Below are 12,077 nucleotides of genomic sequence, written 5' to 3' on the forward strand. Positions count from 1 at the left end.
GCTTGCATGGAGAATGTCATCGCTGGCGAGATCTTGGCCGCAGGCAATGCCGCGCGCGAGAAGACGTTGCGGACAGACTATGCGGCGCTGGGCGAGCAGTTGCAGCGCCGCGCCATCGACATCGACGCCATCCTGAAGAAGGTCGAAGCCTTCGCCGTGGCGATCCCGTCCTGGGGCGTCGGAACGGGGGGAACACGCTTCGCCCGTTTTCCCGGCGACGGCGAGCCGCGTGATATTTTCGACAAGATCGAGGATTGCGCGGTCATTCAGCAATTGACCCGCGCCACGCCAAGCGTGTCGTTGCATATTCCTTGGGACAAGGCCGATTCGAAGCGATTGAAACAGGCGGCGTCGCGCTACGGCCTCGGGTTCGACGCGATGAACTCGAACACTTTCTCCGACGCCAAGGATCAGAAGCATTCCTACAAGTTCGGATCGCTCTCCCATGCCGATGCCGGAACGCGCCGGCAGGCAGTCGAGCACAATCTCGAATGCATCGAGATCGGCAAGGCGCTCGGCTCCAAGGCGCTGACCATATGGATCGGGGACGGCTCGAACTTCCCGGGGCAGGTGAATTTCGCCAGGGCGTTCGAGCGCTATCTTGACTCGGTCAAGGCCGTCTACACTGCCTTGCCCGGCGATTGGCGTCTCTTCACCGAGCACAAAATGTACGAACCGGCCTTCTATTCGACGGTCGTGCAGGATTGGGGCACGAACTACATCATTGCGAAAGAGCTCGGCGACAAGGCCTTCTGTCTGGTCGACCTTGGCCATCACGCGCCGAACGTCAACATCGAAATGATCGTCTCGCGCCTGATCCAGTTCGGCAAGCTGGGTGGCTTCCATTTCAACGATTCGAAGTACGGCGACGACGACCTGGACGCAGGCTCGATCGATCCCTATCGGCTGTTCCTTGTCTTCAACGAGTTGGTCGATGCCGAGCAGTCCGGGAAGAGGGATTTCGACCCGGCGCATATGCTCGACCAGAGCCATAACGTCACGGACCCGATTGAGAGCCTGATGTTGTCGGCAATCGAAGTGCAGCGGGCCTATGCTCAAGCGCTCCTGGTCGACCGCAAGGCCCTTGAGGCGTACCAGGAGAACAATGACGCGTTGATGGCGACGCAGACGTTGAAGGCCGCTTATCGCACCGACGTCGAGCCGATCCTGGCGATGGCGCGCCTCAATGCCGGCGGCGCCGTCGATCCGGTCGCCACCTATCGCGCCAGCGGCTATCGCAGGAAGGTCGCCTCCGAGCGTCCCGCCGTTGCAGCCGGCGGTGGCGGCATCGTCTAAGGGCCCTCACCCCGCAAGAAATCCCCCATCTACCGCAACCACCGTGCCGGTCGCGTATTGCGAGGCTGGCATGCAGAGGAAGGCGACAGCGCCGGCAACGTCCTCCGGCCGTCCCCAGCGCTTGAACGCGGTGCGGTCGGCGATGCGCTGATAATGCACGCGATCGGTGCGGCCGGCGGCGTTGATCGCGGTTTCGATATAGCCAGGCGCAACCGCGTTGACGCGGATGCCTTCCTCGGCCCACTTCAAGGCAAGTGCCTTGGTCAACATCACGACACCGCCCTTGCTGGCGCAATAGGCGGGAATCCTCGGCAGCGCCAGTGTGGCATTCATCGAGGCGATATTGACGATTGAGCCTTTTTGCTCCGCGAGCATCGGGCGGAACGCCATGCAGGTCCGGAAAGTGCCGGTAAGATTGACGTCGAGCACCTTCATAAAGGTCTCGATCTCGAATTCCTTGTCGCGTGCGAGAATGCCTGCGCAATTGACCAGCGCGTCCACGCGCTTGTGCTGTCGCGCGAAGGACGTGACGGCGTCGTTGTTGGTAACATCGAGTGCCGCGAGGGTGATGCCAGCACGTGGCTTGAGAAGGGTGCGTGCGAGATCGGCCTCGTTCGCTCCCGTTGCCGTCACCGTCGCGCCGAGGTCGCAGAACTGATTGCTGATTGCGGCGCCGATGTCGCCAGCGCCGCCGATCACGACGGCATGGAAGCCGGGGGCGAAGGAAAAATTCGAACTCATCGGAAGGGTCTCACTTCAGGATTTGAGCGGCGAAGCCGTCGATTCGCGAACGACCAGCGAAAAGTCGATCTCGCGGTGCATGATGGTCTGCTCACCGGCGAGGCTTCGCACCAGATATTCTCCAGCGCGCCGCCAGGTTTCTCCGGTCGGAACATGGATTGTGGTCAGGCTCGGGCGCAAATGGCGGCTCCAGTCGAGGTCGTCGAAGCCGACGACAGACAGGTCGCGCGGCACCGAAAAGCCGCTGCGTTCCGCCTCGAGCAACACGCCGTATGCGATGACGTCGTTGCCGCACACCACGGCCGTCGGACGCTCCTTGAGGCCCAGAAGATGGCGGGCCGCCTCGCGCGCATCATCCAGCGTGTAGGGCACCTCGACATGCCACCGCGAGGGAAGTTCGAGGCTGTTTTCGGTCAGCGCGCGGCGAAAGCCGGCGACGCGGGCGCTGGCGCGGTCGTTGTTGCGCTGGAGCGCCGAGACGATTCCGATGCGGCGGTGGCCGAGTTCGATAACGTGCGCGGCGGCGCGATAGGCGGCCGCTTCGTTGTTCGTTCCGACGCAAGGGTAGGGTCGATCCGGCTGGTAGATGCCGACATTGATGAATGGCACCGCATTGTCGGCGAGCAGCTTGCGCAGTCCGTCGTGATGACAGTCGCCGCGCAGCACGAGGCCGTCGACGCCGCGGCTGATCAAGTTGCGCGCCTGCTCCAGTTCAGCATCGAGATCATAACCGCTCGTGGTGAGAAACAGCATGTATCCGACCGAGGACAGGTACTGCTGAAGCGAGGCGATGCCTCGTGCAAACATGGTGTTGTCGATCGTCGGCACGATCGCGCCGAGGGTGCGCGACCGCCGCGACGACAGGATGCGCGCCGGCGCATGCGGGATGTAGCCAAGCGCGTCGATGGCCTGTTCGATGCGCGCGCGCAAGGAGGGACTTACGGCATTGGGGTTGTTGAGGGCGCGCGAGACGGATGCCGTCGAGACGCCGGCGCGGGCCGCCACCGCGCGAATGCCCTGCTTCACAGACTTGGCGTCCGTCAGTCTCATGAATGTAACGTTACATCCGGCTCAAAGAGCCGCTCGGTAGCGGCAATGTTCCAAATCTGCCTTAGAGTGTACAATTTGTCTACCGCTTGACACGGCAGATGTGAGGCTTAGGATGTAACCGTTTTCACAACTCGAACGTGTTCAAAAGGTCCGCCAGTTCAAGGCGTCCAGCCGGGAGGAGAGTTCGATGAAGGCCAGCATGCTCGCGACGCGCGTCGCGTTGCCCGTTATCGCAGTTGCCGCCGTCACCACGCAGGCGCGCGCGGCCGATTTCGACTGGATGAAGTTCAAGGGCAAGACCGTCACGTTCCTGGCCAACAACAATCCGGTGTCGCAGGCGCTGCTGACTTACAAGGCGGATTTTGAGAAGCTGACTGGCATGACCCTGAAGGTCGACGGCTATCAGGAGCAGCAGATGCGCCAGCGCCTGGTCACGGTCATGAACGCCAACAGCGACGAGGTCGACGTGTTCATGACGCTGCCGTCGCGCGAGGGTGAGCAGTTCGCCGCCGCTGGCTGGTACGCCGATCTCACGGCGATGGCCAAGAACGAGGTGGCGAAGGAATACGATCCGGCCGGGCTGAGCCAGGCCCTGCTCAAGGCTGCGACCTTCAGCGGCAAGCTCACCAGTATGCCGATGAACATCGAAGGGCCGATCTTCTATTACCGTACCGACATCTTCAAGAAGTGCGGCATCGAGGCGCCGAAGACCATCAAGGATGTCGAGGCTGCCGCCCGGAAAATCAAAACCTGCGACAGCGCAGTGACGCCGTTCGTCTCGCGCGGGCTCAAGCCCGCGGTCGCCTATACCTTCAGCAACATGCTGCACAATATCGGCGGCAGCTACATCGCAGGCGGCAAATCGAACCTCTGCTCGGCCAAGGGCAAGGAGGCGCTCGATACCTATAGCCGGCTGCTGCGCGATTTCGGACCGCCCGGCGTCGTCAACTACAGCTTCCAGCAGATTTCCGCGCTCTATCGCAGCGGCCGCGCCGCGATGGCGTTCGAATCCTCGAACGAATTGCGCACCGTGATGGAGGGTGGGGCGCGTCTGAAGGACACCGGCCTGTTGCCGTTCCCCGCGGCTGAGGCCGGCCAGGTGCCGACCACGATCGGTTGGGGCATGGCGGTGTCCTCGCACAGCAAGCAACCGGATGCAGCCTGGTACTTCGTGCAGTGGGCGACCAGCCCCGAGGTGCAGAAGAAGATGGCGCTCCAGGGCATTGCCCCGCCACGTCCGTCCGTCGCCAACGACCCGGAGTATCGCAAGTGGATCGATGAGGAGCCGGTGCGCAAGGAATGGCAGGCCGCGCTCGACGTGCTCGCCACGAAAGGCTCCTCGGAGGTCGGCTATCCAATCATCGCCAACCCGGAATCGCGCGAGTTCATCGGCCAGGCGGTGCAGGATCTGATCCTGAAGCAGAAGCCGATCGACCAGGCTTGTGCGGATGCCGACAAGGCGCTCGATGCGCTAATCGCCCAGAAGTAACGGCTCGGTGCCGGCGGGCTCGCTGCCCGTCGGCATCTCCCCACGATCCAAGGAAAGCGGACGCATGTCGAACACGGCTGCGACATTGACGCAGGACCAGCAGAAGCTGGAGATGTCGGTGCTCTCGGCGCCGGCCGTGATCTTCACGGTCGCGATGATCGCGTTTCCGGTCGTCTACACGATCTGGCTCGGCTTCCAGACTTTCTCCTCCACCGGCAAGCAATCCTTTGTCGGGCTCGCCAATTATTCGAAGCTGATCTCCGACTACGAGTTCTGGCGCGGGCTGTGGGTCACCTTCGCGCTTTATGTGCTGTCGCTCGTGCTCCAGCTCGTCTTCGGCGTTTGGCTCGCGCTCGTGCTGTTTCACGCCAAGCGACTGCCCGGCATCGTGCGCTCGCTGTTCATTTCGCCCTTCATGATGCCGCCGGTGGTGGCTGGCATGATGTGGCTTGTGATCCTCGATCCGTCGCTGGGCGCCGCCAACTATATCCTGCAATCGTTTGGCCTGCCGCCGTCGGACTGGCTGGCCTCGCCGACCTGGGTCATTCCGACCGTGGCGCTGATCGATAGCTGGCAGTGGACGCCTTACGTCGCGTTGATCGTGCTGGGCGGCCTGCAATCCCTGCCGTCGAGCGTCTACGAGGCCGCGCAGATCGACGGTGCGTCGCCGTTCAAGACGTTTCAGCGCATCACGCTGCCCTTGTTGCTGCCGACTATCGTCACCGCGGCTGTTCTGCGCAGCGTCGATCTCCTGCGCTTCTTCGACATCATCTACATCACCACCCAGGGCGGCCCGGGCAATGCCTCAAATACCCTCAACATCTACGGCTTCCGGGTCGGCTTCGAATTTTTCAACATCGGCTATGCCAGCGCCTTGATGCTGACGCTAACGGCGATCGTGTTCGGCGCCGTGCTCGCCTTCAACCGCCTGCGCGGCGCAGTGGCTTGGTGATGTCATGACGGATGCCGCAACCACCGACCGCTGGATCCGCTGGCTCAACACGGCGCAACTTGTGCTGGCCGGTGTGCTCATCATGGCGCCGACGGTCTGGATGGTGCTGTCCTCGTTCAAGCCGTCCTTCGAGGTGACGGCCTACCCGCCGACGCTGATCTTCACGCCGACGCTGGACAACTACGTCGAGCTGACCAGGACCACGCCGTTCCTGAGCTACGCGCTCAACAGCTTCATCGTCACCGTCGGCTCGACCGCGCTCGGCCTCCTGTTTGGGATTCCCGCCGCTTTCGCGGTGTCCTGGACGCGCATTTCGTGGCCGGCGATCCTGACGCTTGCGGCGCGCATGGCGCCCGGCACGCTGTTCCTGCTGCCGTGGTACGTGATGTTCCGGCAGGTCGGCATGATCGGCTCCTACACCGCACTGATCCTCAGTCACGCGGTCATCACGCTGCCGATCGTCATCTGGGTTCTGCTGCCATCCTTCGATGGGATTCCGCGCAGCGTCTTCGAGGCCGCGCAGGTCGATGGGTGCAGCGTCACGCGCATCCTCTGGCGCATCGCGCTGCCGCTGGTGGCGTCGGGCGTTGCCGTTTCGGCGATTCTCGCCTTTGTCTTTTCGTGGAACTACTTCCTGTTTGCGCTGGTGCTCTCCAATGGCGACACCAAGACGCTGATCGCGGCGGCCTTCAACTTCATCGGCGAAGGCTCGACGCAATGGGGCGCGCTCATGGCCGCGGCGACGCTGATCGCATTGCCGCCGCTGGTGCTGGCGGCCCTGGTTCAGCGTTGGCTGGTGTCGGGACTGACGCTCGGTGCGGTGAAAGGCTAGGTATCTGATGAACTTATCACCTCGACCGAATTCGATCATGCAGGCCGCGGTCTTCCATGGGGATGACCGTATCACCATCGAGCGCGTCGCAATGCCCGATGTCGGCACAGGCGAGGTGCTCGTGCGCGTCTCGCGCACCGCGCTATGCGGCTCCGACTTCAAGCTCTGGCACAAGGGCGCCGAATTCACTGCGGGTCATGAAATTTTCGGTGTGGTCGAGCAGCCAGGTCACCGCCTGCATGGCCACCGCTGCGCCGTCTATATCCCTTTGCACTGTGACCATTGCGCCGCCTGCAAGCGCGGCGACACCCAGATGTGCCTGGAAGTGTCCAGCCTGATCGGCTGGAACAGGCCGGGCGGCTACGCCGAATACGTGCCGGTGCCGGAAAACTGCCTGCTGTCGGTGCCCGACGATATCGAGGACAGCGTCGCGCCGCTGCTGCTCGATACCATCGGCACGTCCGGCCACGCCGTGCGCTTCGTCAGCCGCGTGGTGCCGCCGGGCGAGGCCGGGCCGGTCCTCGTCATGGGGGCGGGACCTGTCGGCCTCGGTGTCGTGCTGGCGCTCCGCGCGCTCGGCTACAACGACATCTTTGTGGCCGACCCGAACGTGGCGCGCCTCAAGATCGCGCAATCCTTCGGTGCCAACGTGCACCCGGTTGGCGATACATCGAAGCGCTTCGCTCTCATCATGGAATGTTCCGGTGCGCATGCGGCGCGCAATCTCGGCATCGAGCTCGTCCTGCCACGCGGCGCGCTGGTGCTGGTCGGTGAGAATGCTGCGCCCTGGACCATCGAGGAAGGCAAAGTGTTCCGCCGCAAGGACTTCTACATGATCCGGACCTTCTATTTCCCGGTCTCGGATTTCGAGCCGAACATCGAGCTGCTCCGCAAGTACAAGGACGAATACCGCGTCCTTGTCGACGGCGAGTTCGGCCTGTCGGCTCTGCCCGAGAACTTCGCCCGCTTCGCCAAGGGCGAACTGATCAAGCCTGTCCTGGCGCTGGATTGAGCGTTCATGGCCTCGATCTCGATCCGCAACCTCGTCAAGCGTTACGGTAATTTCACCGTAATCCCCGATCTCAATCTGGAGATCGCTGACCATGAATTCGTCGTCTTCGTCGGTCCGTCCGGCTGCGGCAAGTCGACCTTGCTGCGGATCATCGCGGGCCTCGAGCAGATTTCATCGGGAGAGCTCTATATCGGCGACAGGCTGGTCAATGGCGTGCAGGCTGCACAGCGCGATATCGCGATGGTGTTCCAGGACTACGCGCTCTATCCACACATGCGGGTCTACGACAATATGTCCTTTGCGCTGGAGCTGCGGGGCACGCCGAAGGCCGAGATCGAGGCTCGCGTGAAGCGCGCCGCGGCGCTGCTGCATATCGAGCCCTATCTCGACCGCAAGCCGAAGGAGCTTTCGGGCGGTCAGCGCCAGCGCGTCGCCATGGGCCGCGCGATCGTGCGCAATCCCAAGGCGTTCCTGTTCGACGAGCCGCTGTCCAATCTCGACGCGAAGCTGCGCGGACAGGTGCGCGCCGAGATCAAGGCGCTGTCGCAGGAGCTGAAGACCACTATGGTCTTCGTGACTCACGACCAGATCGAGGCCATGACCATGGCTGACCGGATCGTGGTGCTTCAGAGCGGCACGATCCAGCAATACGACACGCCGGAGACCGTCTACGGCCGGCCCGCTAATCAGTTCGTTGCCGGATTCATCGGCTCGCCCGCGATGAATTTCTTCCCGGTCGAGTGGCGCGAGGAGCGTGCAATCCTCTCGCAAGGTGGAACAGTGATGCCGTTGGACGGTGAGACCGCAAGCCGTCTGCGTCAGGCCGGCATTGCCGTGCTCGGCATTCGACCTGAACATTTTGCCGTGGCCACAGCGGCCGCCGAGGGCATTGCCATCAACGTCAAGCTGGTCGAGCCGCTCGGCTCGGATACGCTGATCCACTTCGATCTCGCCGGTGTCTCCGCCATCGCGCGCGTCGATCCATCGTTACGACCGAAGGTCGGCGATCAAGTCAGCCTGCGTCCGCAGCCGGGCAAGACGCATCTGTTCGATGCAGCCAGCGGACAGGTCCTGCGGTGAGCGCGTCGGCGAACATCGGAGATCTCTCAGCGCTGGCCGAGGTCGCGTCCGGGGGCCGGCCCGTGCACGTGATCTGCCTTGGGCTATCGGCGCTTGACCAGGTCTGGCGCGTCGATCGTCTGTTCTCGGGCCGGAGCGAGAAGATCAAGGCCGCAGGCTACGGCACGATCGGTGGCGGCATGGCTGCCAATGCCTCGGTCGCGGTGGCGCGGCTCGGCGCTTCGGTCGCGTTCTGGGGGCGGGCGGGAAATGATTCGGCGGGCCAGGAGATGCGATCGGCCTTCGTCACTGAAGGTGTCGATGTCGAGAATTTCCGGCTGTTTCCCGACGGCCGCTCATCGGTCTCCGGAATCATTGTCGACAGTTCCGGCGAGCGGCAGATCGTGAATTTTCGCGGCTCTTATCCGGAGGCCGCGGATTGGCTTCCGCTGGAAGCCGTCGTTCGCGCATCCTCTGTGCTCGCCGATCCGCGCTGGGTGGAGGGCGCCGCGACGCTGTTCCGAGAAGCACGGGCGCGCGGCATTCCGACGGTGCTCGACGGTGACATGGCCGATGCCGATGTGTTCGAGCACCTGCTGCCGCTGACCGACCATGCGATCTTCTCCGAGCCCGCGCTCACCGCCTTTGCCGGATCGGCCCAGGACACATCGCTCACAGCGCTCGCGCGCTTCGGCTGCCGCGTCATCGCCGTCACGCGCGGCGAGGCAGGCGTGAGCTGGTACGAGAATGGCCAACTGCATCGGCGGGCGGCCTATGCCGTCGATGTCGTCGACACGACGGGCGCGGGCGACGTCTTCCACGGCGCCTATGCGCTAGCGATCGGCGTCGGCCTCGATGTACGCGCCGCCATGGCGTTTTCGGCAGCGACGGCTGCGATGAAGTGCGGCCACGCCGGCGGCCGCAACGGAATTCCCACGATCAACGAGTGTCTTGCATTCATGAGGACGAAGCCATGAGAACGATTGGAAAGAACCGCGGCCTGGCACGGCTTGCTGACGCGGATGGCCACTTTCGCATGGTCGCGCTGGATCAGCGGCCGCCGCTGTTCGATGCCATTGCAAAGGTGAGGGGCATCACGCGGGACCAGGTCGAATATTCCGACGTCACAGCGGCGAAGCGTCTCCTCGTCGAGAACCTCGCGCCGCATTGCAGCTCGATGCTGTTCGACCCAAATTTCGCGGTGCCCGCGGCGATCGATCTGTTGCCGCCGCGCTGCGGCTTGATCATGACGTTGGAGGAGCATCGCGTCGAGGAGACCGCGGGCGGCCGCAAATCGCGCGCGATCACCAATTGGAGCGTCGAGAAGATCCGCGCCATGGGCGGCGACGCCGTCAAGGTGCTGGCCTGGTACCGGCCGGACGCCGATGCCGCGGTGAATGAGCACCAGAAGCGCTTCGTCCGCGAGATCGGCGAGGAATGCGCTCGCCACGATATCCCCTACGTCCTTGAGCTGCTGGTCTATCAGTTCCTCGGCAGCGCCAATCACACCGCTGATTACGTGGAATCGCCGGGCAAGCTTCCGGGTCTCGTCATCGACAGCGTGCGAGAGTTTGCGCGGCCTGAATACGGTGTCGATCTGCTCAAGCTGGAGAGCCCGCTTGCGGCCAACGGCCTGCCGGCCCGTGACGGCAGCGCGGAGGCCAAAGCTGCGCAGAAGGAGTTTGAGGTCATCGGCGACATCTGCCGCGAGCGGAGCATCCCATGGGTGCTGCTGTCGGGTGGTGCGGCGCCGGAGAAGTTCGAACGTGTCCTCGACTTCGCCTATGCTGCGGGTGCCGGCGGCTTCCTCGCCGGCCGCACCATCTGGCTCGATGCCGTCCTGAAGAATTTTCCGGATCGTGCTGCGGTTTCGGCAAGCCTTCGCACGGATGGTCTTGCCGTGCTGAAACGGCTCAATCAACTGACTACCGCGAAGGGCACGCCCTGGAAGGCGCGCTTTCCAGTTTTCACCGATATCAAGCAGGAAGGCGACTTCGCGCGCGCTTACTGAGAGGGTCGCGGCTCCGTCGTCATCTTTGTCTCGACCGCAACGTTTGCAGCACGACTGAGCGCGTCACCATTATATATCCTTGAGGATATTGGTGGGCCCGGCAGGACTCGAACCTGCAACCAGACCGTTATGAGCGGCGGGACAACGATTGGCTTTGTTGATTTTGCTGACTTTTTGTTTGCATCTGATCGCGTTTATTGCGCTCCGGGCGGGTCGTTTCTGGTGTGAAACTGGTGCGGTAGCGCCTGCTCGCGCAGACGAGCCGGGCCTGACATCCGTACGAAGAGAAACGGATGATCCCGCCCACCCATAGCGGCGCGACGCTGCATGATCTCGGGCCTGACGTACCGGATGTATCCCAGATAAAGAGTTTGGAATAAGGCGGCCGCCGTGTCATCTCTCCAAAAGACCTGGCACTGATAGGAGTCGTCCAGAGCCATTCCCTTCCAGCCGACGTGATAGCTCCCGCGACTCACCTCGTTGCGCGGTCGCAACTCGTACACTTGCAGCAGGCACTCCTTGCGTGTGGTCTCGCGCTCGTGCTGAAGAACCGGGTCGTACCAGCGGATGTTCGCATCGGACGGATGGTTGAGGGCGACCAGCGCGTGGCCGGGGCGCGTCGGGTCGTCGCAGACGTCGTTGATCCACAGATGCAGCCCCTCGGACCGACGGAGACCGCCGTACGCGTCCAGCAGCGCCATCATCATGTCGCGGATGTTGTAACGGAAGAAGATGTTCGGATTTCCGGATTCGCCGGGCCTTGCGTGGCCTTCCCAGAGCAGTCTTTCCACATGCTTGGGCGGAAAGAATTTTGCCGGGCGCACTTCGAACCCGCGCGGCTCGGGACCGAGCTCGACTCGTCGCTTAGCGAACTTCGGTGCTTCCTTGATGTGCGTGAGCATTGACGCGTTTCGCATGCGCGACCAGGCCAGCAGACTGGCGAAGTGTTCGCTCGTTCCGACCCGAAGCGGGAATTCGATTGGCGAGATAGTCGACGGGGAGTTGGTTTTGGCCGACCACCAAGCGGAGCAATCCTCGATGGCGCGGGCGAACTGCCGGACGCGTTCTCGCTTGGTCGACGGCCAAAACAACCCGGTGCGATCGCTTCCCGCGCGATCGACAGTGCCGGCGAGCATGGCGATGATGAATCCGCGAAAGATATCCTCCGAGCACTCTTTCCGGAGCGAGAGGGCGAAGCAGTAGTCGTAGAACAGGCCGAATGCTCGGACGATTACGTCCTGCCATGATCGAGATTTGAACCAGAAGGCCCGGAAGTATTCGATCAGCGGAAGAAACACTTCGCCCGTGCCGTCTTCCTGCTGCAGCAGCAGGATTCGGGCTGAAAATCCGTCAGGCATGTCGCTGAACGACCGGACTTCGGTCGTGTGATGAAGGGGCTGCGGCGTGTGCGGGATCCAGACCTTGGCCTTGTCATCCAACTCAAGAGACATTTTCGTTTACTCACAACTATAGCGAGAATATTTTAGACGACCTTTCGGCGCATCGGCTCGGTTGATGACACAAATTTTGCAGAGAGTCGACCGCTTTGTTTTCAGCAAACTATTGATAACGCAGCAATTTTTCAAGGATTCGTCTGTTTTCAAGGATTCGAAAGTCCTGCGCAAACGTTGGATT

Annotated in this window: 11 protein-coding genes; 8 read left to right on the forward strand and 3 right to left on the reverse strand. The window is 62.6% G+C overall.

Annotated features, from left to right (window positions below; genetic code table 11):
• Positions 1 to 6 precede the first annotated feature (6 nt).
• Positions 7 to 1,296 carry an L-rhamnose catabolism isomerase gene (gene rhaI / locus P6U25_RS08235; protein WP_407150997.1) on the forward strand — a complete coding sequence of 430 codons (1,290 nt, stop codon included), beginning with the start codon at positions 7 to 9 and terminating at the stop codon, positions 1,294 to 1,296.
• A gap of 6 nt (positions 1,297 to 1,302) precedes the next feature.
• On the opposite strand, the gene P6U25_RS08240 is transcribed toward rhaI, so the two are convergent.
• Positions 1,303 to 2,037 carry an SDR family NAD(P)-dependent oxidoreductase gene (locus P6U25_RS08240; RefSeq protein ID WP_407150998.1) on the reverse strand — a complete coding sequence of 245 codons (735 nt, stop codon included), beginning with the start codon at positions 2,035 to 2,037 and terminating at the stop codon, positions 1,303 to 1,305.
• A gap of 15 nt (positions 2,038 to 2,052) precedes the next feature.
• Complete coding sequence (locus P6U25_RS08245; RefSeq protein ID WP_407150999.1) at positions 2,053 to 3,087, reverse strand: LacI family DNA-binding transcriptional regulator; 1,035 nt, start codon at positions 3,085 to 3,087, stop codon at positions 2,053 to 2,055.
• A gap of 187 nt (positions 3,088 to 3,274) precedes the next feature.
• On the opposite strand from P6U25_RS08245, the gene P6U25_RS08250 reads away from it, so the two are divergent.
• The 7 genes from P6U25_RS08250 (at position 3,275) to P6U25_RS08280 (ending at position 10,442) form a co-directional block, all read left to right on the forward strand.
• The gene (locus P6U25_RS08250) at positions 3,275 to 4,576 is read left to right on the forward strand and encodes an extracellular solute-binding protein (protein ID WP_407151000.1); all 1,302 of its coding nucleotides are present in this window, start codon (positions 3,275 to 3,277) and stop codon (positions 4,574 to 4,576) included.
• Positions 4,577 to 4,640: 64 nt separating this feature from the next.
• Entirely contained in the window at positions 4,641 to 5,528 is an 888-nt protein-coding gene (locus P6U25_RS08255; protein WP_407151001.1) for a carbohydrate ABC transporter permease, read from the forward strand.
• Positions 5,529 to 5,532: 4 nt separating this feature from the next.
• Positions 5,533 to 6,360 carry a carbohydrate ABC transporter permease gene (locus P6U25_RS08260; RefSeq protein WP_407151002.1) on the forward strand — a complete coding sequence of 276 codons (828 nt, stop codon included), beginning with the start codon at positions 5,533 to 5,535 and terminating at the stop codon, positions 6,358 to 6,360.
• Between the two features lie 7 nt (positions 6,361 to 6,367).
• Complete coding sequence (locus P6U25_RS08265; RefSeq protein WP_407151003.1) at positions 6,368 to 7,372, forward strand: zinc-binding dehydrogenase; 1,005 nt, start codon at positions 6,368 to 6,370, stop codon at positions 7,370 to 7,372.
• Between the two features lie 6 nt (positions 7,373 to 7,378).
• A complete protein-coding gene (locus tag P6U25_RS08270; RefSeq protein ID WP_407151004.1) occupies positions 7,379 to 8,452 on the forward strand; it encodes an ABC transporter ATP-binding protein in 1,074 nt (357 codons plus the stop codon).
• The gene (locus P6U25_RS08275; protein ID WP_407151005.1) at positions 8,449 to 9,408 is read left to right on the forward strand and encodes a sugar kinase; all 960 of its coding nucleotides are present in this window, start codon (positions 8,449 to 8,451) and stop codon (positions 9,406 to 9,408) included. The genes P6U25_RS08270 and P6U25_RS08275 overlap by 4 nt, the downstream gene beginning before the upstream one ends.
• Positions 9,405 to 10,442, forward strand: a complete 1,038-nt coding sequence (locus P6U25_RS08280) for a tagatose 1,6-diphosphate aldolase (RefSeq protein ID WP_407151006.1) — start codon at positions 9,405 to 9,407, stop codon at positions 10,440 to 10,442. Before P6U25_RS08275 ends, P6U25_RS08280 begins: the two co-directional genes overlap by 4 nt.
• Positions 10,443 to 10,636: 194 nt before the next feature.
• Here P6U25_RS08280 and P6U25_RS08285 read toward each other — a convergent pair whose 3' ends face one another.
• On the reverse strand, positions 10,637 to 11,893 hold the full coding sequence (locus tag P6U25_RS08285; RefSeq protein WP_407151007.1) for a hypothetical protein: 1,257 nt from the start codon (positions 11,891 to 11,893) through the stop codon (positions 10,637 to 10,639).
• Positions 11,894 to 12,077: the final 184 nt, after the last annotated feature.

It is taken from the genome of Bradyrhizobium sp. ORS 86, from assembly GCF_045571475.1.
GTDB lineage: Bacteria > Pseudomonadota > Alphaproteobacteria > Rhizobiales > Xanthobacteraceae > Bradyrhizobium.

Excerpts from the sequence above, each read along its gene's own strand:
- P6U25_RS08270 (WP_407151004.1), top strand. The coding sequence starts at position 7,379 with ATGGCCTCGATCTCGATCCGCAACCTCGTCAAGCGTTACGGTAATTTC.
- rhaI (WP_407150997.1), top strand. The coding sequence starts at position 7 with ATGGAGAATGTCATCGCTGGCGAGATCTTGGCCGCAGGCAATGCCGCG.
- P6U25_RS08240 (WP_407150998.1), bottom strand. The coding sequence starts at position 2,037 with ATGAGTTCGAATTTTTCCTTCGCCCCCGGCTTCCATGCCGTCGTGATC.
- P6U25_RS08245 (WP_407150999.1), bottom strand. The coding sequence starts at position 3,087 with ATGAGACTGACGGACGCCAAGTCTGTGAAGCAGGGCATTCGCGCGGTG.
- P6U25_RS08260 (WP_407151002.1), top strand. The coding sequence starts at position 5,533 with ATGACGGATGCCGCAACCACCGACCGCTGGATCCGCTGGCTCAACACG.
- P6U25_RS08255 (WP_407151001.1), top strand. The coding sequence starts at position 4,641 with ATGTCGAACACGGCTGCGACATTGACGCAGGACCAGCAGAAGCTGGAG.
- P6U25_RS08285 (WP_407151007.1), bottom strand. The coding sequence starts at position 11,893 with ATGTCTCTTGAGTTGGATGACAAGGCCAAGGTCTGGATCCCGCACACG.
- P6U25_RS08265 (WP_407151003.1), top strand. The coding sequence starts at position 6,368 with ATGAACTTATCACCTCGACCGAATTCGATCATGCAGGCCGCGGTCTTC.
- P6U25_RS08250 (WP_407151000.1), top strand. The coding sequence starts at position 3,275 with ATGAAGGCCAGCATGCTCGCGACGCGCGTCGCGTTGCCCGTTATCGCA.
- P6U25_RS08280 (WP_407151006.1), top strand. The coding sequence starts at position 9,405 with ATGAGAACGATTGGAAAGAACCGCGGCCTGGCACGGCTTGCTGACGCG.